Source organism: Neisseria sp. P0021.S005, from assembly GCF_051956955.1.
This window is the reverse complement of the sequence record NZ_JBQCWY010000599.1, coordinates 1-1,878: the sequence shown is the minus strand read 5'-3', so window position 1 is coordinate 1,878 and position 1,878 is coordinate 1. Positions and strand designations below refer to the sequence as shown.

Below are 1,878 nucleotides of genomic sequence, written 5' to 3'. Positions count from 1 at the left end.
AAACATCCTTAGACTCAATATCAAGAGATGATATTGGCGGTGGAGAAATGCAAATTCTTGCACAACCACAAATAGAAAAGAAATCTGATACAGAGTTTAAAGTTACTGCAATTGCAGATGTGTCTAGCACAAGCAAAGAGTTCATTTTAACAGCGTCTATTTGGGTTAAATTTGAATTTAGCTTGGTGCATGCAGAGTTACCAGATGATGCAAAAATAAAAAATGTTGCACAAGAAATCTTTGAAGATTTAGTTTATAAATTTATTCAGGAGTTCACAGAACGAACGCCTTTTCATATGACTACTAGCAAGCCGTAGCCTGTATCTCCACCAACCACGTTGCGTGGTTGCGCCATACTCTACTTGCAGGTGGCACAAAATTTAAAACCGACGTGTAGTGTATGTGCGGTACGCACGCACGCGTTCTTTTCCGTTCAAACCATTATTTCAAACTTTCAGAAGACCTCAAATGTCGTCTGAAAACTTTTAGAATAAAGGCCGTCTGAAATCCAGTTTTCAGACGGCCTGATTTTTTCTTAATTCAAAGTGTTAGCAGTCAAACTCTGCAATTACCGGTGTGTGGTCGCTGGGGCGTTCTTGGGCACGGGTTTCTAGGTCGACAGTGACGTCGGTAAGGGTGGCGGCGAGTTCGGGGCTGCTGAGAATGTGGTCGATGCGCAGGCCGAGTTTGCGTTGGAACATGGCGCCGCGGTAGTCGAACCATGTGTAGAACGCGCCTTCGGGGTGGATTTTGCGCAGGCTGTCGGTCAGGCCGAGGTCGAGTAGGTTTTTAAACCATTGTCTTTCGATGGAGGAGCAATGGATTTTTTCGTGCCATTTTTCGGGGTCGTAGCAGTCGGCATCGGCCGGGGCGATGTTGAAGTCGCCGAGCAGGACGAGTTTGGGGTGTGCGGCCATTTCTGCGCGGACGAACTCGGTCAATGCGGCAAACCATTGTTCTTTGTATTGGAATTTTGGGCTGTCCAGGGCTTCGCCGTTGACGCAATAGACGTTGATGACGCGTACGCCGTTGATGGTGGCGGCGATGACGCGGCGTTGCGGGTCGTCGGGTAGGGTGGGGAGGCCGCAATGTACGTCTTGCGGTGCGTGGCGGCTGATGATGGCGACGCCGTTGTAGGTTTTTTGGCCGCTCCAGACGCAATGCCAGCCCATCATTTGCAGGGCGGCGGCTGGGAATTTGTCTTGGTCGAGCTTGAGTTCTTGTAAGGCGAGTATGTCGGCTTGGTGGTCGGCCAGCCAGTTTTGTACTTGGGGCAGGCGGACGTTGAGGGAATTGACGTTCCAAGTGGCGATTTTCATGATGTTTCCGTGTGTGCTGTTGGGTGGGAAGGCGGCGGATTGCGCCTGTGGGCATGGGCGGTATTGTATAGCGGATTGGTTTATTTTTCGATATGGGCTGATAGTGGCAGGCCGTCTGAAAGCTGATGTTTCAGACGGCCTTGATGTTGTGATGTGGAATAATTTGTTTATTCAGCCTGGTCTTTGAGCGTGCGCAGGGTATTGAGGATGGTGGTGGCTTCTTCGGAGATGAGGCGGTATTCGATGATGCGGTGGTAGCGCGTGAAATCGATGATGCCTTCGGTGCGCAGGCGTGCGAGGTGGTTGGCGATGCCGGTCGGGGAGGAGTCGAGCGCCTGTGCCAGTTCGGTAATGCTGCGGTCGCCGTTAAGCAGCAGAAAAAGGATGGCCATGCGTTCGGGGTTGGCAATCAGTTTGAGAATGGTAGCGAGACGCTTGATTTCCATATTATTGTTCCTTTTGTCTGTTATATGAATGCTTGATTTGGGTTAAATTTGGATGATTGTAGTTTTTATTAAGATTAACCTTATAATTCAAACTCTTACCTTGTAGTGTACAC

General features: G+C 49.5%; 3 protein-coding genes. 1 reads left to right on the top strand and 2 read right to left on the bottom strand.

Annotated features, from left to right (window positions below; genetic code table 11):
• On the top strand, positions 1-317 hold a 317-nt coding region (locus ACTHUE_RS17350; protein ID WP_440424060.1), incomplete at its 5' end, for a hypothetical protein.
• 231 nt (positions 318-548) lie between these two features.
• Here the strand turns inward: ACTHUE_RS17350 and xth are convergent.
• Both xth and ACTHUE_RS17340 read right to left on the bottom strand, forming a co-directional pair.
• Positions 549-1,319, bottom strand: a complete 771-nt coding sequence (xth, locus tag ACTHUE_RS17345) for an exodeoxyribonuclease III (protein WP_219089052.1) — start codon at positions 1,317-1,319, stop codon at positions 549-551.
• Between the two features lie 167 nt (positions 1,320-1,486).
• Complete coding sequence (locus ACTHUE_RS17340) at positions 1,487-1,765, bottom strand: ArsR/SmtB family transcription factor (protein WP_219089050.1); 279 nt, start codon at positions 1,763-1,765, stop codon at positions 1,487-1,489.
• Between the last annotated feature and the right edge of the window lie 113 nt (positions 1,766-1,878).

Coding starts and splice junctions, on each gene's coding strand:
- xth (WP_219089052.1), bottom strand. CDS start 1,319: ATGAAAATCGCCACTTGGAACGTCAATTCCCTCAACGTCCGCCTGCCC.
- ACTHUE_RS17340 (WP_219089050.1), bottom strand. CDS start 1,765: ATGGAAATCAAGCGTCTCGCTACCATTCTCAAACTGATTGCCAACCCC.